The sequence below is a fragment of the Streptomyces sp. NPDC046925 genome (genome assembly GCF_040644915.1).
GTDB lineage: Bacteria > Actinomycetota > Actinomycetes > Streptomycetales > Streptomycetaceae > Streptomyces.
Genome location: NZ_JBEYWZ010000002.1, coordinates 617,268 through 637,006, shown reverse-complemented (window position 1 = coordinate 637,006; position 19,739 = coordinate 617,268). Strand labels below are relative to the sequence as shown.

The 19,739-nt window shown below is 72.1% G+C and carries 18 protein-coding genes; 12 read left to right on the top strand and 6 right to left on the bottom strand.

From position 1 onward, the window contains the following. Positions 1-29: 29 nt before the first annotated feature. The gene (locus tag ABZ906_RS09265; protein ID WP_361379521.1) at positions 30-305 is read right to left on the bottom strand and encodes a hypothetical protein; all 276 of its coding nucleotides are present in this window, start codon (positions 303-305) and stop codon (positions 30-32) included. 77 nt (positions 306-382) lie between these two features. After that, positions 383-793: a hypothetical protein gene (locus ABZ906_RS09260; RefSeq protein WP_361190497.1), complete on the bottom strand. Its 411-nt coding sequence runs from the start codon at positions 791-793 to the stop codon at positions 383-385. Positions 794-1,103: 310 nt separating this feature from the next. Here ABZ906_RS09260 and ABZ906_RS09255 point away from each other — a divergent pair, with 310 nt between their 5' ends. Continuing rightward, positions 1,104-2,516 carry a PepSY domain-containing protein gene (locus ABZ906_RS09255; protein WP_361379518.1) on the top strand — a complete coding sequence of 471 codons (1,413 nt, stop codon included), beginning with the start codon at positions 1,104-1,106 and terminating at the stop codon, positions 2,514-2,516. Between the two features lie 7 nt (positions 2,517-2,523). Here ABZ906_RS09255 and ABZ906_RS09250 read toward each other — a convergent pair whose 3' ends face one another. Next, positions 2,524-2,871 carry a metalloregulator ArsR/SmtB family transcription factor gene (locus tag ABZ906_RS09250; protein WP_361379515.1) on the bottom strand — a complete coding sequence of 116 codons (348 nt, stop codon included), beginning with the start codon at positions 2,869-2,871 and terminating at the stop codon, positions 2,524-2,526. 79 nt (positions 2,872-2,950) lie between these two features. Here ABZ906_RS09250 and ABZ906_RS09245 point away from each other — a divergent pair, with 79 nt between their 5' ends. From ABZ906_RS09245 to ABZ906_RS09215, 7 genes are all read left to right on the top strand, one after another. Continuing rightward, positions 2,951-4,060: a cation diffusion facilitator family transporter gene (locus ABZ906_RS09245; protein ID WP_361379512.1), complete on the top strand. Its 1,110-nt coding sequence runs from the start codon at positions 2,951-2,953 to the stop codon at positions 4,058-4,060. An 80-nt stretch (positions 4,061-4,140) separates the two neighbouring features. After that, positions 4,141-4,593, top strand: a complete 453-nt coding sequence (locus tag ABZ906_RS09240; protein WP_361379509.1) for a hypothetical protein — start codon at positions 4,141-4,143, stop codon at positions 4,591-4,593. Between the two features lie 88 nt (positions 4,594-4,681). Continuing rightward, positions 4,682-5,347, top strand: a complete 666-nt coding sequence (locus ABZ906_RS09235) for a DUF3105 domain-containing protein (protein ID WP_361379506.1) — start codon at positions 4,682-4,684, stop codon at positions 5,345-5,347. Between the two features lie 95 nt (positions 5,348-5,442). Next, positions 5,443-6,177: a hypothetical protein gene (locus tag ABZ906_RS09230; protein WP_361379503.1), complete on the top strand. Its 735-nt coding sequence runs from the start codon at positions 5,443-5,445 to the stop codon at positions 6,175-6,177. A 44-nt stretch (positions 6,178-6,221) separates the two neighbouring features. Next, positions 6,222-7,100 carry a DNA-binding protein gene (locus ABZ906_RS09225; RefSeq protein ID WP_361379500.1) on the top strand — a complete coding sequence of 293 codons (879 nt, stop codon included), beginning with the start codon at positions 6,222-6,224 and terminating at the stop codon, positions 7,098-7,100. A 25-nt stretch (positions 7,101-7,125) separates the two neighbouring features. After that, positions 7,126-7,851 (top strand): tyrosine-protein phosphatase, encoded by a 726-nt coding sequence (locus ABZ906_RS09220; RefSeq protein WP_361379497.1) that lies wholly within the window; start codon positions 7,126-7,128, stop codon positions 7,849-7,851. Positions 7,852-8,084: 233 nt separating this feature from the next. After that, a complete protein-coding gene (locus tag ABZ906_RS09215) occupies positions 8,085-8,561 on the top strand; it encodes a hypothetical protein (protein ID WP_361190475.1) in 477 nt (158 codons plus the stop codon). A gap of 34 nt (positions 8,562-8,595) precedes the next feature. On the opposite strand, the gene ABZ906_RS09210 is transcribed toward ABZ906_RS09215, so the two are convergent. After that, positions 8,596-10,797: an FUSC family protein gene (locus ABZ906_RS09210; RefSeq protein ID WP_361381353.1), complete on the bottom strand. Its 2,202-nt coding sequence runs from the start codon at positions 10,795-10,797 to the stop codon at positions 8,596-8,598. A gap of 200 nt (positions 10,798-10,997) precedes the next feature. Continuing rightward, a complete protein-coding gene (locus tag ABZ906_RS09205) occupies positions 10,998-11,570 on the bottom strand; it encodes a TetR/AcrR family transcriptional regulator (RefSeq protein WP_361190473.1) in 573 nt (190 codons plus the stop codon). A gap of 296 nt (positions 11,571-11,866) precedes the next feature. Here ABZ906_RS09205 and ABZ906_RS09200 point away from each other — a divergent pair, with 296 nt between their 5' ends. Genes ABZ906_RS09200 through ABZ906_RS09185 form a run of 4 tightly spaced genes read left to right on the top strand, consistent with a single transcriptional unit; the run spans position 11,867 to position 16,677 of the window. After that, the gene (locus tag ABZ906_RS09200; RefSeq protein ID WP_361190470.1) at positions 11,867-12,421 is read left to right on the top strand and encodes a 2Fe-2S iron-sulfur cluster-binding protein; all 555 of its coding nucleotides are present in this window, start codon (positions 11,867-11,869) and stop codon (positions 12,419-12,421) included. Then, positions 12,418-13,410, top strand: coding sequence for a xanthine dehydrogenase family protein subunit M (locus tag ABZ906_RS09195; protein ID WP_361379495.1), 993 nt, complete (start codon positions 12,418-12,420; stop codon positions 13,408-13,410). Before ABZ906_RS09200 ends, ABZ906_RS09195 begins: the two co-directional genes overlap by 4 nt. Then, on the top strand, positions 13,407-15,542 hold the full coding sequence (locus ABZ906_RS09190) for a xanthine dehydrogenase family protein molybdopterin-binding subunit (RefSeq protein ID WP_361379492.1): 2,136 nt from the start codon (positions 13,407-13,409) through the stop codon (positions 15,540-15,542). The genes ABZ906_RS09195 and ABZ906_RS09190 overlap by 4 nt, the downstream gene beginning before the upstream one ends. Continuing rightward, entirely contained in the window at positions 15,535-16,677 is a 1,143-nt protein-coding gene (locus ABZ906_RS09185; RefSeq protein ID WP_361379489.1) for an XdhC family protein, read from the top strand. The genes ABZ906_RS09190 and ABZ906_RS09185 overlap by 8 nt, the downstream gene beginning before the upstream one ends. Before the next feature lie 89 nt (positions 16,678-16,766). Here the strand turns inward: ABZ906_RS09185 and ABZ906_RS09180 are convergent, their stop codons facing one another. Then, positions 16,767-19,718 carry an FAD-linked oxidase C-terminal domain-containing protein gene (locus tag ABZ906_RS09180; protein WP_361379486.1) on the bottom strand — a complete coding sequence of 984 codons (2,952 nt, stop codon included), beginning with the start codon at positions 19,716-19,718 and terminating at the stop codon, positions 16,767-16,769. Between the last annotated feature and the right edge of the window lie 21 nt (positions 19,719-19,739).

Sequence of the window (19,739 nt, the reverse complement as noted above, 5' to 3'; positions counted from 1 at the left end):
GGCGGACCACCCCGTAGCCGTCGGTGCACTCACTCACGCGGTGGCTGGGCGGACCCCTCGGCGGCGTGCGCGTCGACCTGCCGTTCCACCTCGCGCGCCTCGTCGGTCAGCATCCGCAGTCTGGCCTCGGCCTGATCCGCGCGCGCCTGGAGGCGGGCGGTGTCGTCGGCGATGACCTGGCAGGCCAGATCCATCGCGGCGTCCACGTCCTGTGCCGATGCGCGTTCCGCCAGCTCCTCCAGGGCGCTCTTGACCGCGGAGATGCCGCCGCGTTGGTGAATGTCGTTCCAGAACTCATAGTCCATCCGGGCAGTTTGCCGGATCGGCGCCCGCGGAGCGAACCGGGCCGGGGGCGCCCGGAAGACCGGCTCGCCCGGCCCGGCTAGGCCCGCAAACTCCGCATGACCTCGCGGCAGGCGGACGCCGCGCGTTCGGTGGCCTCCGAGCAGAGGCGGCAGTGCTCGTGCTGCGCCGCGTGCCGCGCGCACAACTGGTGACTGTCGTCGCAGGCCATCACGCACGCCTGCAACTGCGCCGCCAGCAGCCCGTGATCGGCGTCCGTGCCGCGCGTCAGGACCCGCCGGGTGGCCGAGGCCACGTCGGCACAGTTCAGATCGCGGTTGACGGCGGCCCGCAACTCATCGGCCTCCTTCTCGGCGAGCATGCCGACCGCGCAGGCGGTGACGGCCTGTTCGCACGCGGCGAGGGCGTCGGCGGCGGTGGCCAGGGTCCGGTTGTCGAGGTGGTCGGCACGAGAGGCAAGGCTGTCGAACAACTCGCGTGTCTGGAGCATCGCGCCTCCAACGGAGTCTTGAGGGGCCTGGGAGCCCGGCGTTCGCCGGCCCCGAGGTTTCCCGGTCACTCGACGCTAGTGCCGCCCTCGGCACCGGTGAAGGGCGCGGGTACGCCAATCGCCGCGCGCACGTCTCCGCGGCGGACCGACCCTGTGACAGCGCGAAATCCAGCGCGAAGCCAACGTGGTGTCGTGTGGCGCGCGTCACATAAATCCCGCGATGCGGCGGGAACTCTTCCGCCCCTCCGGCCGACTCCTGCACCGGCCCCAACGGCCCATTCGCGCCACCTTTCACCCGGGAGAGCAGCTCATGTCCGCCGAACCCACACTCCTGGCCCCGGACGAGGGGCAGGAGACCCAGGGGGCTCCGCCCTCCGCAGGACGGTCCGGATGGGCGTCGCTGCGTCCGCTCGTACTGCGCCTGCACTTCTACGCAGGGGTGCTCATCGCCCCCTTCATACTCGTCGCCGCCACCACGGGACTCCTGTACGCCTGCTCGTACCAGGCCGAGAAGATCGTGTACTCCCACGAACTGCGCGTCCCCGTCGGCGAGAACAAGACAGAGCTGCCGATCTCGAAACAGGTGGCCGCGGCCCGCGCAGCACACCCCGAAGGCACGGTCAGCGCGGTGCGGCCCTCGCCGGAGGACGGCGCGACCACCCGCGTGCTCCTGTCCGGAACACCGGGCGTGGACGCCGACCACACCCTCGCCGTGTTCGTGAACCCGTACAACGGCGAAGTACGCGGCGCCCTGGAGCAGTACGGCTCCACCGGCGCCCTGCCGCTGCGCACCTGGATCGACGAGCTCCACCGCGATCTGCACCTGGGGGAGACCGGACGGCTCTACAGCGAACTCGCCGCCAGCTGGCTGTGGGTGATCTCGGGCGGCGGTCTGGCGCTGTGGTTCGGACGCCGCCGCTCCCGGCGCAAGGTGCGCGGGGCCACCGGCCGCCGGCGCACGCTCTCGCTGCACGGCTCGGTGGGCGTATGGGCCGCCGTCGGGCTGATCCTCCTCTCGGCGACGGGGCTGACCTGGTCGACGTACGCCGGTGCGAGCGTCGGTGACCTGCGGCAGGCCATCGGGCAGACGACACCCGAGCTGACGGCGAGCGCCGGGGGCGGCGGAGAGCACGCGGGGCACGGCGGATCGGGCTCGGGCGGCGCCGCCGGAGGCGAGAGCGTCGGACTCGACGCCGTCCTGAAGGCGGCCAGGGCCGAGGGGCTCTCCAACCCGGTGGAGATCGTGCCGCCCGCCGACGCGTCATCGGCGTACGTCGTCCGGCAGATCCAGCGCAGCTGGCCCGAGAAGCAGGACTCCGTGGCCGTCGACCCGGCCACCGGCGAGGTCGGCGAAGTGCTGCGGTTCGCCGACTACCCCCTGCTCGCCAAGCTGACCCGCTGGGGCATCGACGCGCACACCGGCACGCTGTTCGGGCTCGGCAACCAGATCGTCCTCGCCGCCCTCGCCCTCGGCCTGATCCTGATGATCGTGTGGGGGTACCGCATGTGGTGGCAGCGCGGACGCGGCGGTTCCTTCGGGCGTCCGATGCCGCGCGGGGCGTGGCAGAACGTACCGGCGTACGTCCTGGTCCCGCTGATGGCGGCGATCGCCGTGCTCGGCTACTACGTGCCGCTGCTCGGCATCCCGCTGGCCGCCTTCCTCGCCGTGGACATCGCCCTGGGCGAGATCGCCTACCGGCGCGGCAGGCGCAGCTACACCTGAGGGACGCTCAGTCGTGGGCGGTCGCGCCGCCGAGGTGATGGTCGGCGAGGTTCAGGACCTCGTCGACTACGCGTCGCAGGTGCCCGTCGGGCGGGCCGTAGACCATCCGCCGCCCCTCCTTGCGTACGGACACGAGCCCGGCGATGCGCAGTTTGGCCAGGTGCTGGCTGACTGCCGGGCGCGCGGCTCCGCACGCGGCCGTCAGTGTCGTGACGTCCGCCTCGCCCTTGGCGAGGGTGTGCAGCAGGGCGAGGCGGGTGCGGTCGGCGAGGAGGCCGAGAACCTCGGCCGCGTGCGCGAAGTGCTCGGCGCCCGGATCTTGCGGGTGCGCACCGTGCGCAGGTGATAGGTGCATGCGTGCGCTCATACGCACATAATGAGCGAGGGCGCCTCGCGGTGTCCACTCTCCCGTCCCGCGTCGGAAGGCCGTACTCGTGAGCGAGCAGCACGGACAGCACGGACACCCCCACCCTCCGCACCATGGCCACGAAGACCACCACGACCACGACCACGACAGCGGCCACGGCCACGGTCATGCGCCGGACGGAGCGGGGCGCCTGGCCCGTTGGCGGCACAAGGCCGGGCATGTCCTGAAGCCGCACTCGCACGAGACCGCCGACAAGGTCGATCCGGCCCTTGAATCCTCCGCGCGCGGCATGCGCGCACTGTGGATCTCACTGGCCGTCCTGGGCGTGACGGCCGGCGCCCAGGCGGTCATCGTGCTGCTCACCGGCTCGGTCGCCCTCCTCGGCGACACCGTGCACAACACGGCGGACGCCCTGACCGCGATCCCCCTCGGCATCGCCTTCGTCCTGGGCCGCCGGGCCGCCACCCGCCGCTTCACCTACGGCTACGGCCGCGCCGAGGACCTCGCGGGCATCGTCATTCTCCTCACGATCGCCGCATCGGCGGCCTTCGCGGCCTGGGCGGCGATCGACCGGCTCCTCGATCCCCGCACCCTGGAGCACCTCTGGGTGGTGGCGGCCGCCGCGGTCATCGGCTTCATCGGCAACGAATGGGTCGCCCGCTACCGCATCCGCGTCGGCCGTGAGATCGGCTCGGCCGCCCTGGTCGCCGACGGTCTGCACGCCCGCACGGACGGATTCACCTCCCTGGCCGTCCTGTTGAGCGCGGGCGGTGCCGCACTCGGCTGGCGGCTCGCCGACCCGATCGTGGGCCTGCTGATCACCGCCGCGATCCTGCTGGTCCTGCGCGACGCGGCGCGCGAGGTCTTCCGCCGGGTGATGGACGCGGTCGATCCCGCCCTGGTCGACGCGGCGGAGCAGGCGCTCCTGACGGTTCCCGGTGTACGCGGGGTCGGCGAACTGCGCCTTCGCTGGATCGGGCACCGGCTGCGCGCGGAGGTGGCGGTGGTCGTGGACGGGGAGTTGTCGGTACGCGATGCGCACGAGGTCGCGGTCGACGCCGAGCACGCCCTGCTGCACGCGGTGCCGAAGCTGACCGCCGCCCTGGTGCACGCCGACCCGGCGGCCGCGCCCGGCGTCCCGGACCCGCACCTGGCCCTCGCCCACCACGGGGCGTGAGCGGGGCGGCCCTTCGGCGCCCCTGCCCCATACCGCCCCGGGCCCCGGCACGGACCCGGCGGCGGCTACTATCTGCGGCCATGGCGTCAGGTCTGCGGGACACGGTGGGCGAAGAGCGGCGTACCGCCGCACGCTGCACCGTGTTCGGGATCGGCCTGGCCACCCTGCTGGCGCTCCTGTGCGTGTGTTTCGGCACCGCGGCCCATCACGACGACCCCCGCGCCCGTGATGTCGTCTCGTCCTCCGCGGAGTCCACGGCCTCCGTGGCGTCCATGACTTCAGCGGCAGCCGCGGCCGGTGGCCCGGCCTCCGCCGGGGAAGCGTCGCTCGGCCACAGCTGTCCCCCCGCCGACCGGTGCGCCTCCGCCGCGCACGCCACGGCGATCACCCTCCCGGCGCCCGAGCCGTCGGCGCCGACGACACCGGGAGAGGCGGCACTGCCCGCGGCTCCGGCCCCCGCACACCCCGTACGGCAGACGCCTGTTCACCGGTACGCCCCGGATCTCCACGTCCTTCAGGTGCAGAGGACCTAGACCGGCCTTCGCGCTCGCGCCGATCACCTCACACACCATCACCACCGCCGTGCCCCGGGCACGGCGGGGACAAGGACATCCCCGGACCATGGGCACCTCCAAGACAGGCAAGTCGGCCGCAACGTCCGCCGCACGCAAGGCCCGCATCCAGGAGCAGCGCCGCGCCGAGCAGGCGCGAGACCGCCGCAACCGCGTCATCGCCATCACCGCGGGCGTGGCCGTACTGGCCGGGCTCGCCGGATTCGGCTCGTACGTCCTGCTCGACGCGTCGGAGAAGAAGGACAAGGAAGAGGCCGTCGCGCAGGCGCCGGTCAAGGGCGAGAAGTCGTGGGACGCGAAGAAGCTCGGGCGCAACCACGTCACGAAGACCGTCGACTATCCGATGACCCCGCCGGCGGGCGGCGATCACAGCCAGGCGTGGGCCAACTGCCAGGGCGATGTGTACGACAAGCCGCTGGGCGAGGAGAACGCCGTCCACTCGCTGGAGCACGGCGCCGTCTGGATCACGTACAACGACAAGGCGTCGGCCGGCGACATAAAGAAGCTGAGCCAGAAGGTCAGCACGACGCCCTACACGCTGATGAGCCCGGTCAAGGAGCAGAAGGGCGCCCTCACGCTCACCGCGTGGGGCCGCCAGCTCACCGTGGAGAAGGCGTCGGACCCCCGCGTCGAGCAGTTCCTCGGCAAGTACGTCCAGGGCGAGCAGACTCCGGAACCTGGGGCGGCCTGCACGGGCGGGGTCGGACCGGCGTAAGCGCATGAGGGGGAGCGGCCGGGCGGGGGAGTCGTCGCCCGCCCGGCCGCTGTCGCCGGGTGTCATCGCGGGGCGGTGCGCCTAGTCTCTGTGGTGTGCTGAGCATCGTTGACGATCTGGCCGGGTTCGGACCGCTGCGGATGTGCGCCCACGCGCCGTCGGCCCACGACCCCGACGCCGCCGACGGCCCGACGGGCCTGCGCGTGCTTCTCGTCGCGGACGTCCTGTCCCGCGTCGCCGAACTGCGCGGCCGTACCGTGCTCGTCGGGTGGACCTGCCCGCCGGCGGCATCGGCTGATGGAGCCGGTATCCGCCCGGCCGACGCCCACGGCACCCCGGACGAGATCACCGAAGCCCTCGGCGGTCCGCCGGCCGTGCACCTCACCAGCCGCACGTACGAGGGCAAGGACGGCCTGACCCTGCAGATCGGCGAGGTCGTCACCGGGGGACGCGAGGTCCACGACACGGACCGGGACCCGCTCGCCCTGCGGCTGCTCCTGCTCGGCCACCCGCACCACCAGCCCGTCGACATCGGCGAGAAAGCCCTCGACGCGAGCGGCGAGAAGCTGGCCGACTGGCGCAAGAAGGTGGCTGCCTGGGCCGACGAGCCGTCCAAGCCGATGCCCGCCGAGTTCGTGCGAAGGGCGATGGCCGCGCTGGAGAACGGTCTCGACACCCCGGCCGTGCTCCGGCTCCTCGACGAGCTGGACGCGGCCGCGGACGTGCCGGGCGGCGCCAAGTTCGAGACGTTCGCCCACTTCGACCGCGTCCTCGCCCTGGAGATCGTCCGCGACATCGGCCGCTCGCACACCGCCGAGGTGTACCGATAGACCGTCGTGGCGCAGCCGAACTGCACGCGGACGTCGCACGCCTCGTGGCCGTCGACGCCACGTCCGGCGCGACCTCCGCGATGCCCGCCGTACGCGAGGCCGTGCGGCGCGTCCCGGAGCTGTCCGCCGCGGCCGGGTCCCTCCGGGGCCAGGACAGCGACCGCCTCGCCGCACTCGCCGAACTGGGCGAAGTCATCGGGTGGATCCTCTTCGACGCGGGCTTCTACCGCGCGGCCCACCGGATGAACACCCGCGCCCTGGACCTGGCCGAGCTCGGCGGCGATCGCTGGACGGCACGCTTCGTGCTCCTGAACGACAGCATGCTCCAGGCCCATACGGGGGCCCCGCGCACCGCGTTGGAGGCAGCGGCACGCGTGCGCGGGACGCGGGCCCTCCCCGCCAGGGTCGGCAGCCTCGTCGCGATCCGAAAGGCACACGCGACCGCCATGCTGGGCGGGAGCCGGGACGCCCTGGATCTGATGTCCCGCGCCCGGGGCCTGTTCCTGGACGGTGTCTCGCGCCGCGATCCGCCCTGGGCCTGGTGGATCGACCGGACCGAACTGCTCGGCCACCAGGGCTGGGTGCATGCCCGACTGCACCAGTGGGACAAGGCCGTTCCCCTGCTGTACGAGGCGGTCGCCGCGCCGGGCCCCTCCTACCGCGACCTGTTCGCCGCGAAGCTCCTCTCGGTCCTGGCCCGAGCCGGGGCCTGGCGAGAGGCGGAGGATCTGATCGCCGCGCTCGCGCCAGGCGTCGCTCGCATCGGGTCCGTACGCACGACGCAGACGCTGGAACGGACGGCGGCCCGCCTGCTCGAACGGTCCGGCACGCCGCGACCGCTGCGGGAGGCGGCAGCGTTCCTGCGGGAGATTCTCGCCTCCGGCGAGCGCAGTGACGGCCCCTGCCGGCGCCGGTTGCGCTGACGCCCGACCACATAAGATCCGGCAGGTGAGACGACACATAGACTTCGAGCGCCTGCACAACTTCCGGGACCTGGGCGGCTATCGGACCGCCGACGGCCGCACGGTGCGCTGGGGACGCCTGTACCGCTCCGACTCACTGGCCAAGCTGCAAGGAGCCGACTGGGACCGCTTCCTCTCGCTGGGCGTGCGCACGGTGATCGACCTGCGCTACCCCTGGGAGATCGAATCCAAGGGGCGGGTGCCCGAAGCGGAAGGGCTCGCCTACATCAACCTCAGCGTCGAGCACCGCCCCTACGACCAGGCGGAGATCGACCCCGGGACCGACCCCTGGCGCCATCTCGCCGACCGGTACGCGGAGGTCGCCGTCGACGGCACCAAGGAGCTCCACCAGGCTCTGGAGACCATCGCGTCCGGCAGCGCCCCGCAGGTCTTTCACTGCGCATCGGGCAAGGACCGCACCGGGCTGCTCGCGGCACTCGTCCTCTCGCTCCTAGGCGTGGACGAGGACGACATCGCCGCGGACTTCGCGCTCACGGAATTGGCCACCGACCGGCTTGTCGCCGACTGGAAGGCGACCCATCCGGACCGGACCCTGCACTGGCCCGGCTACGGTCGGGCCCCCGAGGAGATCATGCGTCTGTTCCTGTCCGACCTGGCCGCCTCCTACGGCTCGGTGCACGACTACGCGGTCAGACAACTCGGCGTCGACGACCTCCTGATCGAACGGCTGCGCACACAACTGCTGGTCTGACACATGACGCGCTGCCCCGGTGGAGGCCCCGGGGCGGCGACATTCGGACTCCGTTCAGAGCCGCCACGCGGCGTATTGCGTCCGCGTCCCAGTCGTACGACAGTCAAAGGACCCTCGGCAGGGGGGAGTTGACACCCCTCCGTCCGGGGGTCCGCCCGAGCCCCCGGCGGTAGCTCACACCTGTGAAGTGAAGCCTGCCCGCCGAGCGGGCATCCCGCCGGGGGAGCCGGGACATGGACGGACGTGAACGCAGTGAGCTGACGGAACAAGAATGCCGGGAGCTGCTGGCCTGTACCCCGGCCGGACGCCTGTCCGCCGTTCACCGCGGCCGTCCCTATATCGAGCTCGTCGATCTGATCCATCTCGACGGGGAGCCGGTGGCACTGCTGCCCGACGACAGCGACATCGCCCGCTCCCTCTCGACCGTCATCTCCCCGCGCAGGCTGGTCGCCATGCAGACCGACGACCTGACCGAGGCGCACCGCTGGGTGCGCTCCGTCACCGTCGTGGCCAGGCCCCGGTGGATCGTCAGCGTCGACGGGCTGCGCGCGTGCCGTCACGCCGCCGCGGCCTGCGGACTGTACGCCCCGCTGGACTCCTGGTTCCTGACCCTGACCCACCCCGCGGTCTCCGGCCACCGCACCGCGGTGCGCGGACGGCACCTGCGGCTCGCGACGGCGCAGGCCCCCAGGAACGCCGTGGCGAGGTGACCGGCGCCGGACTGGCCCGCCACCGGCGGCGGAATCAGAGCTGCGGGGCCCTGCTCGCCGCCCGGCCCCGGCCCGCGACCGGCACGTCGAGGGGGCGGGCCAGACCCACCACACCCTCGTCGAGGCGCTGCAGATGGCGCAGGACGCGGTAGGTGACCGTGCCCGTGCGCGGGGCGCCGGAGCCCTCGGCCTCCAGCATCGAGGCGATGCTGGCACCCGACTCGACCTCACCCGTGGCCTTGTCGTCGTCCACGTACTCGCTGATGACCTCGATGTTGCGGGCGATGCGCCGACCCGCCCGCTCCAGACGCGGATCGGCCGCGACGTTCTTGCTGAAGGGCACGAGTTCGGCCGTCGCCGCCAGGGAACGGGCGTGGTAGGCGCAGGTCTCCAGAAGGGCCACCAGATAGCGGGCGGTGCGGCGGCGCCCGCGCAGCGGGGTGATGGGGTGGGTCAACGGCTGGATGGAGGCGCGCAGATCGTCGAGCGCGGTGTCCAGGTCCCGCGCCTTGTCCAGGAGGTCGGCCGCCGGGCCGCCGCTGAGCTGTTCGACGGACGCGGAGATGACGTCGGAGAGCCGTGTCAGGACCGTGTTCAAGAGCTCGTCGGTACGGCGGTCGGTGTGCACCGGCAGCACGAGGACCGCCGCGATGATGCCGCAGGCGGCGCCCAGCGCCGTCTCCTCGATGCGCAGCCACAGGACGGCGAGGCTGTAGGTGTTCAGAAGCGTGTAGAGCAGGCCCAGCATCGCCGTGACGAAGAAGGACATCAGCGCGTACGACAGGGGAGCGGTGAAGAACATCGCGAAGATGAAGAGCAGGACGAGCGCGAACGCCACCCAGGTGTGATTGCCGACCAGACCCGCGAGCGCCACCCCCGCGACCACCCCGAGCACCGTGCCCAGGAGCCGCCGGTATCCCTTGACCAGGATCTCGCCCGTGGAGGCGGTGTTGAGGAAGACGACCCAGCAGGTGAGCACCGCCCAGTACCAGCGCTGGGTGGAGAGGAACTCGCCGCCGATGATGGCCAGGGTCGAGCCCACCGCGACCTGGAAGGCGGCCCTGGTGGTGGGGCGGCGCAGGCCGGTGCGGTCGTCCTCCTCGGATTCGGCGGCCTCCTCGGCGCCGGCGATCGCGATGTCCTCGGCGTCGAACTCCTCGCGGGAGCGGGTCGTCGCCGGTGAGTCGTCGGACTCGTCCTGCGGTCCGTCGAGGGCGAGCCGCAGGCCGAGCACGGCGCGTGCGGCCTCACCGATGCCGCGGAACACGTCCTGGACGGCCAGTGAGGCCCGCGGCAGATTGTCCTCGTCGCGGTAGCCGAGCAGCCTGTTGCGCACATGGGCCAGGGCCGTGCCCCGGTCGTCGGCGACCGGGCGGCCGACCAGCAGGTGCAGCGCGTTCAGATCGCGGCGCAGGGTGACCGTCGCGTCGTCCTCGGCGCGGATGCGGGTGCCCGTCGCCGGTACGGGCGCGTGCGGCAGATGCAGGGTGAGGGTGTCCGCGCGTTCGGCGCTGCGCGCGTTCAGGAGGAGCACGCCGAGACGTTCGGCCGCGATCTCCGCGTCCGCCACACGCCGTTGGACCAGGGTCGCCGTCGCCGCGTCCGGAGTGCCTTCCTCCAGGCGGCCCTGGATCATCAGGGCGGTCTCGTGCAGCCGTGAGGTGCCCCGCCGCAGCTCGCCGAGCACCTTCTCCAACTGCTCGGGCGTGGCGTCGAGGAGCTCCGTCTGCGTGGCCACCAGTTGCGCGAGCCGTGCCCGGAAGGCGACGCGCAGCCGCCCCAGATCACGCCCCGGCGTCTCCGGTACGACGGCGAACCGTACGACGGCGCTGCACGCGAAGGCGACGGCGAGGGCCAGATACAGGCTGGGCAGGGCGGAGGTGGTGGCGCCCACGAACAGCGAGACGAAGTAGACCTGAAAGCCGATCAGGCCGAGCGCCGTGCCCCGGTCGCCGAACCGGCGGCTGTAGACGGCGCCGAAGATCAGCGCGACGAAGAAGATGTCGCCCGCGATGACCTGATCGCTCAGGAGCGCCCCCAGGGAGATCGCCGCGATCGCGACGGGCAGCCCGAGCGCGACCGTGATCGCCTGGCTGCGGACCTCCTTCTCCTTGATGGCGAAGGTGGAGACCATCGCGGTCATGGCGCCCGCGACCATGTGGGTGACGTCGGTGCCGAGCAGCGCGAGAACGACGAGCGTCAGTGCGATCGCGCCGACCGTCCGCAGCCCCGCCATCAGTCGCAGGAGCCCCGGGTCCGATGCCAAGAAACGGTCCCATGTGCCGGTCCTGGTCCGCCGTGTCACTGCGCTCACACCCTCATCGCCGCTGTTCAAGGCGAGATTCTGTCATGGCGGGTGCAAGCGGGGGCCGAGGGTTCACAGCGTGATACGCGCCGGGTGCCGGCCGGGGCGCGCGGAACAGGCGGCGGCTCGGGTCAGCGGGGTGCTCCCGCGCGCAGTCCGTCCATGACCAGGTCGAGGAGGCGTCCGGAGCGTGTCTGCCAGTCGCCGTGCGGGTCGATCTGCCACAGGCCCGCGATGGCGAGCAGGAAGTCGTCGGGGGTGAGGCCGGGGCGGATGGTGCCGGCTTCCTCGTTCGCCTTCAGGAGGAGGGTGACGGCGGCGGTCACCGGGCCGTGCCCCACGCCGGCCAGCGTGCCCCGGGTGCTGGTCGCCTTGCGCATCGCGTCGGCCAGGCCCGCCTTGGCCATGGCGTACTGCGCCAGACGGTCCATCCACTCCCGCAGGGCCTGGTCGGGCGGTCGGGTCTGGAGCAGCTGGCAGGCGGTGTCGGCGACCTGCTGCACCTCGTAGCGGTAGACCTCGAGGACGAGGGCCTCGCGGTTGGGGAAGTTGCGGTAGAACGTGCCCTGCCCGACCCCGGCCTTCTTGGCGATGGCGCTGAGCGGGGCATCCGCCGAGCAGGTCAGCTCGGCCAGGGCGACTTCCAGGATGCGTTCGCGATTCCGTTGCGCGTCCGAGCGCAGCGCGTCCTTCTTGGGGTGCACTCGTCCTCCTCCCGGGAATCGTGGGGCGCCCTTGCTAAGCGGACAACTGTCCGTTAAGTTTTGAAGCTAACGGACAGCTGTCCGCTTAGGGTCACCATACCGGCAGACGCCGCCGGTGGGGATGGTCGGTCGCGATCGCCGTGCACCGAGCGCCCCCTCCGCACATGCCGCGGGTGCCCCGAGCCGACCCCCTCACGCACAGCGCCACCCCGACACGGATTCCGCGCCGGGGCCACCCCCACGAAGCTCCCCCCTCGCACGTGACACGAGCTGACAGAAGCGAAAGAAGGCTGATCGTGGCCCTATCGACGTCCAGCGCCATCACCCTGAACATCAACGGCGAAAAGCACACGCTGCCCGTCGACCACCGCACCACCCTGCTCGACGCCCTGCGCGAGCGCCTCGATCTGACCGGCACCAAGAAGGGCTGCGACCAAGGACAGTGCGGCGCCTGCACGGTCCTGATCGACGGCCGCCGCGCCGTCTCCTGCCTGCAACTGGCCGTCGCCTCCGAGGGACGCGAGATCACCACCATCGAGGGCGTGGCACAGGGAGAGCAACTGCACCCGGTGCAGCAGGCGTTCCTCGACCTCGACGGCTACCAGTGCGGCTACTGCACACCGGGCCAGGTCTGTTCGGCCATCGCGGTCATCGAGGAGCACGCGGCGGGCTGGCCCAGCGCCGCCACCACCGACGTGCGGCCCGAAGCGGGCGTGCCCGAGTTGAGCGCGGACGAGATCCGCGAACGCATGAGCGGCAACCTGTGCCGCTGCGGCGCGTATGTGTCGATCGTCCAGGCGGTCGCGCAGGCGGCCGCCGCCAAGACCGAGGGTACGGAGGCCGTGGCATGAGGGAATTCGGATACGAGCGGGCCATCGACGTCTCCGGTGCGGTCGCGCTCCTGGGCGCCGACCCCGACGCACGCGTCCTGGGCGGCGGCACGAACCTCGTCGACCTGATGAAGACCGGCGTGGAGCGGCCCGGACTGCTCGTCGACGTACGCGAGTTGCCCCTCGACCGCATCGAGGTCACCGACGACGGCGGTCTGCGCATCGGCGCGACCGTCACCAACAGCGACCTCGCGGTCGACCCCGAAGTGCGCCGCCGCTACCCCGCCCTTGCCGAAGCCGTCCTGGCCGGAGCGTCGGGCCAACTGCGCAACATGGCCACCGTCGGCGGCAACCTGCTCCAGCGCACCCGCTGCGGCTACTTCGCCGACCTGTCCAAACCCTGCAACAAACGCGAACCCGGCAGCGGTTGCCCCGCCGTCGGAGGCGAGCACCACAACCACGCCATCCTCGGTGCCAGCGAGCACTGCGTGGCCGTGCACCCCTCCGACATGGGGGTGGCGCTCGCCGCCTTCGACGCCGTCATCTCCTACGAGACGGCGGAGGGCACCGGTGAACTGCCGCTCGCGGACTTCTACCTGGCCGTGGGGAGCACCCCGCACCTGGAGACCGCGCTGCCCTCCGGCGCGCTGATCACCGGCATCACCCTGCCGCCCGCCCCCGTCGCCGCCCACTCCCGCTACCGCAAGGTGCGCGAGCGCGCGTCGTACGCCTTCGCGATCGGCTCGATCGCCGCCGCGCTCGACGTCCAGGACGGTGTCGTACGCGAAGTGCGCCTGGCCTTCGGCGCGGTGGCCTCGCGGCCGTGGCGTGCCCGCGCGGCCGAGCAGGCCCTGACCGGCGGTCCCGCGACCGCCGAAGCCTTCGCCGCCGCCGCGGACGCCGAACTGGCCGCCGCCGAGGCACTGCCCGACAACGGCTACAAGGTCACGCTGATGCGCAACCTCGTCGTCGCCCTGCTGACCGAGCTCACCGAGGAGGCCGGCCGATGACGGCGCGGACCACGACGACCACGTCCCCCGCGGCGACGGGCGCCCCCGGTGTCTCGTACACCCGTGTGGAAGGCCGGGACAAGGTCACCGGCGCGGCCCGGTACGCGGGCGAGGTCCCCTACGCCGAGCTCGCACACGGCTGGCTGGTCCTCTCCACGATCGCCCGCGGCCGGATCGTCTCGGTCGAGTCCGACCCGGTGCGCAAGATGCCCGGCGTCCTGGCCGTCCTGCACCACGGCAACGCGCCGCGTGTCGACAGTGACTACGTCAGCATGCTCGGCAAGCCCGACCCGATCGTCGAGGTCTTCCAGCACGACCGAATCCCCTTCGTCGGCTGGCCGGTGGCCCTGGTCGTCGCCGAGTCCTCCGAGCAGGCACGCGAGGCCGCCGAGGCCATGGTGGTGCGCTACGAGGAGGAGACGCACGACGTGGCGTTCAGCTCCGCGCACCCGGGCACGTACATGCCCGAGGGCGACGGCATGCTGATGGAGAAGGGCGACCTGGAGGCCGAACTGGCCGCGTCCACGCACGTCGTGGACCAGGAGTACACCACCCCCGAAGAGCACCACAGCTCGATGGAACCGCACGCCGCGATGGCGCGCTGGGACAGCGGACGCCTCGAAGTCGTCGATTCCAACCAGGGCAGCGGCTGGGTCGCCGACGAGCTGGCGAAGCTGTTCTCCCTGGACCCGGCCTCGGTCCGGGTGCGCTCCGAGCACATCGGCGGAGCCTTCGGCTCCAAGGGCGTGCGCGTGCACCAGATCCTCGCCGTGATGGCCGCGACCCAGCTCGACCGTCCGGTCAGGGTCGTCATCACCCGGCGCCAGCTGTTCTCGCTCACCGGCTACCGCAGCCCCACCGCTCAGCGTGTGCGCCTGGGCGCCGACGCCGACGGGCGGCTGCGTGCCGTCGATCACCAGGCGCACAGCCTCACCTCGACGGTCCATGAGTTCGTCGAGACGAGCGCCGGGTTCGGGCGTCCGATGTACGCCTCCGACGCCCACCGCAGCGTCAACCGCGTGGTGCGTCTCGACGTGCCGACACCGACGTTCATGCGCGCGCCCGGTGAGGCTCCGGGCTCCTTCGCCCTGGAGTCCGCCCTCGACGAACTCGCCGAGCAGTGCGGCGTCGACCCGATCGCGCTGCGCGTGCGCAACGAACCGGACGTGGGCCCCGTCTCCGGGCTGCCGTTCGCCAGCCGCAATCTCCTTGCCGCCTATGAGGAGGGCGCCCGCCGCTTCGGCTGGGCGGACCGGGACCCGCGACCCGGCGTGCGGCGCGAAGGGCGCTGGCTCCTTGGCACGGGCACGGCGTCCGCCACCTTCCCGGTGATCGTCGCGCCGTCCACGGCGGCCGCCACCGCGGAGGCCGACGGCACCTTCACCGTGCGGATCAACGCCGCGGACGTCGGCACGGGCGCGCGGACCGCACTGACCCTGATCGCCGCGGAAGCCCTCGAGGTGCCCCGCGAACGCGTCCACGTGCGCATCGGTGACAGCGACTTCGGCCCGGCGGCGATCTCCGGCGGCTCGATGGGAACCCGCTCCTGGGGCTGGGCGGTCCGGGCAGCGGTGGCCGAACTGCGCGAGCAACTGGCCCTGGGCGGCGACATCCCGCCGCAGGGAATCACCGTGCGCTCCGACACCAGTGCGGCCGTCGGCGCCCTGGCCCAGAAGGAACGACACTCCTTCGGGGCGCAGTTCGCGGAGGTCGCCGTCGATGTCACCACCGGCGAGGTGCGGGTACGGCGGATGCTCGGCGTCTTCGCCGCCGGCAAGATCGTCAACCCGCTGACCGCACGCAGCCAGTTCGTCGGCGGGATGACCTGGGGCCTGTCCATGGCCCTGCACGAGGAGGCCCACCGGGACCAGGCGACCGGCGGCCACGTCGGCGCCGACTTCGCGGGCTACCACTTCGCCGCCAACGCCGACGTGCCGGTCATCGAGGCGGACTGGGTGGAGGACACGGACGCGGACGACCCCGTCAACATCAAGGGCATCGGCGAGATCGGCATCGTGGGCGCCGCAGCGGCCATCGCCAACGCGGTCTGGCACGCCACCGGGGTACGCCACCGGAACCTGCCGATCCGGCCCGACCGTGTCCTGAACGCGGGAGGAGCCCTGGATGCTTGACATCGCCGAGGCGCTCGACCGCTGGGTCGAGGAGGGCCGGGCCTTCGCCGTCGCCACCGTCGTGACGGTCGGCGGCAGCGCCCCGCGCGATCCCGGCGCGGCCCTGGCCGTGGACAGCCAGGGCACGGCCATCGGCTCGGTCTCCGGCGGCTGCGTGGAAGGCGCGGTCTACGACCTGTGCGTCCAGGCTCTCCAGGACGGCCAAGTCGTGCGCGAGCGCTTCGGGTACAGCGACGAGGACGCCTTCGCGGTCGGCCTGACCTGCGGCGGCGAGCTGGAGGTCCTGGTCACGCCGCTGGGCACGGACGCACCGGACCGGCAGGTCTTCGCGGCGGCCCTCAAGGCCGCCGCGAGCGGGAAGGCGGCGGCGCTCGCCCGCGTGGCCACCGGCCCGGCCGATCTCCTGGGCAGGGTCGTGCTCGTCCACCCCGACGGCTCGTACGAGGGCAGTCTGGACGGGCACCCGGACCTCGACCGGACGGTGGTGGGGGAGACCCGCGCGATGCTGGACGCGGGCCGCACCGGCGAGTTCACCGTCTCGGAGAGCGGATCACGCTGCGGGGAGCCGCTGACGCTGTTCGTGGAGTCGAGCGTGCCCCCGCCCCGCATGATCGTCTTCGGTGCGATCGACTTCGCGGCGGCCCTGGTGCGCACGGGCAAGTTCCTCGGCTACCACGTGACGGTGTGCGACGCCCGGCCCGTCTTCGCCACCCGGGCCCGCTTCCCGGGCGCCGACGACATCGTGGTCGACTGGCCGCACCGCTATCTGAGGGACACCGCCACCGACGGGCGCACGGTCTTGTGCGTACTCACCCATGACGCCAAGTTCGACATCCCGTTGCTGGAGGTGGCCCTGCGTCTGCCGGTCGCGTTCGTCGGTGCGATGGGCTCGCGCCGCACCCACGAGGACCGCAACCGCCGGCTGCGTGAAGTGGGCGTCAGCGAGGAGGAGTTGGCGCTGCTGCACTCCCCGATAGGGCTCGACCTCGGGGCGCGCACACCGGAGGAGACCGCTCTGTCCATCGCCGCGGAGATCGTCGCGTCGCGGCGCGGCGGTACGGGTGTGCCGCTGACCGGAGCCGCGATGCCCATCCACCACGAGACGGGGGCGGGCGGCTCCACAGCGGCTGCGTGAGCCTGCCGAGCGCGAGGGCGGCCGTGGTGCTCCGGCACCACGGCCGCTTTCGGGCTCAGACGGTTCCGGGACCACGGCCGCTCCCGCGCTCAGGCCGGTTCCACCGCCTCCCGCAGCAACTGCACCGGATGCCAGGCGTCGCGCTCGGTCCCGTGAAAGATCTGCTGGCGGCAGGAGACGCCCGTGGCGACCACGACCGTGTCGCCGTCCGCCGCCTTGATCGCGGGAAACAGCCGGTCCTCGCCGACCGTCATCGACACCTCGTAGTGCTCGGACTCGAAGCCGAATGACCCGGCCATCCCGCAGCACCCGGCGTCCAGTTCGGACACCGACACGCCGGGAATCCGCTTCAGGAGCGCGACGGTCGCGGCCGTGCCCACCTCCGCCTTCTGGTGGCAGTGACCGTGGTAGAGCAGCTTGCGCCCGGCCAGCCAGGAGTCCTCGCGCAGCTTCAGCCGCCCGTCGTCGACGGCCTCCATGAGCAGCTCCTCGACCTGGCGCACCCTTCCGGCGACGTCCTTGACCGCGGTGTCGTCGGGCAGCAGCGCCCGGTGTTCGTCGCGCAGGGTCATCAGACACGAGGGTTCGCAGCCCACGATCGGCGATCCCGGCTCGGTCGAATCGCGCAGGGTGCGGGCGAGCCGGCGCGCCTTGTTCTTCGCGTCGTCGACAAGGCCCTTGGAGAGGCTGGAGCGGCCGCAGCAGCCCCCGCTCTCCAGGCGCACCCGCCACCCCGCCCGTTCCAGCAGTTCGATGGCCGCCCGGCCGATGCCCGGTTCGGTGTACGTGGTGAAGGAGTCGGCGAGATAGGTGACGGTGCCCCGGGTGACGGGGAACCCGCCGGGCTTGCGGCGCCGGAACCAGCGCAGCAGATTGCGCCGCACGAACACCGGCAGCGGTCGCTGCGGGGCGATACCGGCCAGGCGGTCCATGAGGCGGCGCACCGGAGCGACGCGTCCCGGCAGGTTGGACAGCGGGGCGGTCGCCGAGCCCAGGCGGTTCAGGAGCCGGATCGCACCGAACAGGCGTGAGCGCAGCGGCACGCCATGGGTGTCGTGGTAGTGCGAGAGGGTCTCGCTCTTGAGGGTGGCCATGTCGACGCCGAGCGGACATTCGCTCTTGCACGCCTTGCACATCAGGCACAGGTCGAGGATCTCGTGCAGCCGCTCGTCCCCGAGCGCGGCCTTCGGGTCGGGCTCGGACAGCGCCTTGACCAGGGCTCCCGCCCGGCCGCGGGTGGAGTCCTCCTCCTTGCGGGTGGCCATGTACGAGGGGCACATGGCGCCGCTGCCGGATTTGCGGCACAGGCCGATGTTCATGCACCGGTCGGCCGCGGCGCGCATGCCGCCGCCGCCCACGACCTCGAAGGACAGCCGGGTGCGCAGCGGCTCGGCGGGCGGCAGCGCCGCGTCGCGCAGGTTCTCCGTCATCGGCGCCGCATCCACGATCTTGCCGGGGTTGAGGATGCCGTCGGGGTCGAAGAGCCGCTTGACCCGGCGCATCGCCTCGTACAGCTGCTCGCCGAAGATCTCCCGGTTGAACTCGCTGCGTGCCAGACCGTCGCCGTGCTCGCTGGAGTTGACCCCGCCGTATTCGGCGACCAGATCCTTGACCTCCCCGGCGACCGCGCGCATCCGGCCGATGTCGGCGGGGTCCGTGAGGTCGAGATAGGGCCGGATGTGCAGACAGCCGACCGAGCAGTGGCCGTAGAACCCGGCCGTCATGCCGTGCCGGTCGAGGACGTCCTTGAACCTGCGGGTGTAGTCGGCCAGATGCACCGGGTCGACGGCGGTGTCCTCGACGAAGGCGAGCGGGCGTTTGGTGCCCTCGCTGGCCGCCATCAGCAGACCGAGCCCGGCCTTGCGGACCTTCAGGAGGGACGACTGCTGGGCCGGGGTGATCGCCTGGAGGGTGTGGTAGCCGTGCCCGTGGCGCGACCACAGCTGGGTCAGCTGCCGCATCCGCTCCAGGAGTTCGGCCTCGTCGTCGCCGGTGAAGGAGACGAAGAGCAGCGCTTCGGGCTCCCCTTCGAGGATGTCGCCGAGCGCCGCGTACTCGATCTTGCGCCGGGACAGATCGAGGATCGTACGGTCCATCAGCTCCACGGCGGCCGGATCGCAGGCCAGCGCGTCCTGCGTGCCCGCGATGGCCCCGGCCACGGAGGTGAAGTGGCCGACGGCGATCACCGTGCGGCTCGGCTTGGGCACCAGGTCGACGAGGGCGCGCGTGGCGACGGCCAGGGTGCCCTCCGAGCCGACGACGAACTTGGCCAGGTCGAAGGGGGCGTCCTCGCGGGCGAGGCGGTCCAGGCGGTAGCCGCAGGCGCGGCGCCAGTGCTCGGGGAAGCCCTCGGCGATGGCCGCGGCATTGGCCCGGACGATCTCGGGCAGCTCCCGGTAGAGGGCGCCTTCGAGCGTCGACTGCTTCGCGCGGCGGGCGCGTTCGGCCTCGTCGACCCGGCCGAAGCTGGTCCGGCTGCCTTCCGCGAGTACCACATCGAGTGCGCGGACATGGTCGATGGTCATGCCGTAGCGCACCGAACCGCTGCCGGCCGAGTTGTTGCCGATCATCCCGCCGATGGTGGCGCGGTTGCTGGTCGAGGTGTCCGGGCCGAACATCAGCCCCCACGGGCTCGCGGCGCGATTGAGCTGGTCCTGTACGACACCGGCCTCGACCAGGGCCGTACCGCTGTCCGGATCGAGCTCCACGATGCGGTTCATGTGCCGGGACAGATCCAGGACCAGACCGGGCCCCACGGTCTGGCCCGCCAGGCTGGTCCCGGCCCCGCGCGGCACGACGGGCACCCGGTGGGCGGCCGCCGCCGCGACCGCAGCGGCGACGTCGTCGGCGTGCCGGGGGAAGACCACGCCCATCGGCGTGATGGCGTACATGCTCGCGTCCCTGGCGAACAAGTGCCTGGTGTAGTCGTCGAACTGGACCTCTCCGTCGAGATCCCTGACGAGGTCCTGTTCGAGACCGCGGGCCTGATCCCGGCTCTCGGCGTCTTCGTGCGCGGGGCTCTCGCCCTCGGTTACGGTCATGCTCGGCAGCCTCCTCGGCAG

Coding starts and splice junctions, on each gene's coding strand:
- ABZ906_RS09265 (WP_361379521.1), bottom strand. CDS start 305: ATGGACTATGAGTTCTGGAACGACATTCACCAACGCGGCGGCATCTCC.
- ABZ906_RS09260 (WP_361190497.1), bottom strand. CDS start 793: ATGCTCCAGACACGCGAGTTGTTCGACAGCCTTGCCTCTCGTGCCGAC.
- ABZ906_RS09255 (WP_361379518.1), top strand. CDS start 1,104: ATGTCCGCCGAACCCACACTCCTGGCCCCGGACGAGGGGCAGGAGACC.
- ABZ906_RS09250 (WP_361379515.1), bottom strand. CDS start 2,871: ATGCACCTATCACCTGCGCACGGTGCGCACCCGCAAGATCCGGGCGCC.
- ABZ906_RS09240 (WP_361379509.1), top strand. CDS start 4,141: ATGGCGTCAGGTCTGCGGGACACGGTGGGCGAAGAGCGGCGTACCGCC.
- ABZ906_RS09235 (WP_361379506.1), top strand. CDS start 4,682: ATGGGCACCTCCAAGACAGGCAAGTCGGCCGCAACGTCCGCCGCACGC.
- ABZ906_RS09215 (WP_361190475.1), top strand. CDS start 8,085: ATGGACGGACGTGAACGCAGTGAGCTGACGGAACAAGAATGCCGGGAG.
- ABZ906_RS09210 (WP_361381353.1), bottom strand. CDS start 10,797: ATGGCGGGGCTGCGGACGGTCGGCGCGATCGCACTGACGCTCGTCGTT.
- ABZ906_RS09195 (WP_361379495.1), top strand. CDS start 12,418: ATGAGGGAATTCGGATACGAGCGGGCCATCGACGTCTCCGGTGCGGTC.
- ABZ906_RS09190 (WP_361379492.1), top strand. CDS start 13,407: ATGACGGCGCGGACCACGACGACCACGTCCCCCGCGGCGACGGGCGCC.
- ABZ906_RS09185 (WP_361379489.1), top strand. CDS start 15,535: ATGCTTGACATCGCCGAGGCGCTCGACCGCTGGGTCGAGGAGGGCCGG.
- ABZ906_RS09180 (WP_361379486.1), bottom strand. CDS start 19,718: ATGACCGTAACCGAGGGCGAGAGCCCCGCGCACGAAGACGCCGAGAGC.